Raw genomic sequence first — 632 nt, forward strand, 5'->3', positions numbered from 1 at the left:
GCTTCGTTGAGCTCGATCACGTCCATCTGCGCCAGCGTCAGGCCGGTCTGGGCCAGCACCTTCTGCGTGGCCGGCGCCGGGCCGATGCCCATGATGCGCGGCGCCACGCCGGCGGTGGCCATGCCCACCACGCGGGCCTTCGGCGTCAAGCCGTTCTTGGCGGCGGTGGCTTCGTCGGCCAGGATCAGGGCGCAGGCGCCGTCGTTCACGCCGGAGGCGTTGCCGGCGGTCACGGAACCGTCGGGGCGCACCACGCCTTTGAGCTTGGCCAGCGCCTCCAGGCTGGTCTTGCGGGGGTGTTCGTCGGTGTCCACGACGATGGCGTCGCCCTTCTTTTGCGGGATCGTGACGGGGCAGATCTCGCGGGCCAGGTGGCCGGCTTCGATGGCGGCCACCGCACGCAACTGGCTGTTCAAGGCCATCAGGTCTTGCGCTTCGCGCTTGATGGCGAAGTCCACCGCCACGTTCTCGGCGGTTTCGGGCATGGAGTCCACGCCGTACTGGGCCTTCATCAGCTTGTTGACGAAGCGCCAGCCGATGGTGGTGTCGTACACCGCGTTGCTGCGGCTGAAGGCGCTTTCGGCCTTGGGCATGACGAAGGGCGCGCGGCTCATGCTTTCCACGCCGCCGGC

The 632-nt window shown here is 68.8% G+C and carries 1 pseudogene; it reads right to left on the reverse strand.

What is annotated here, in order from left to right:
* A pseudogene (locus HA630_RS27045) lies at nucleotides 1-632 on the reverse strand (3-oxoadipyl-CoA thiolase); the annotation flags it as partial.

It is taken from the genome of Aquabacterium sp. A08, assembly GCF_011742065.1.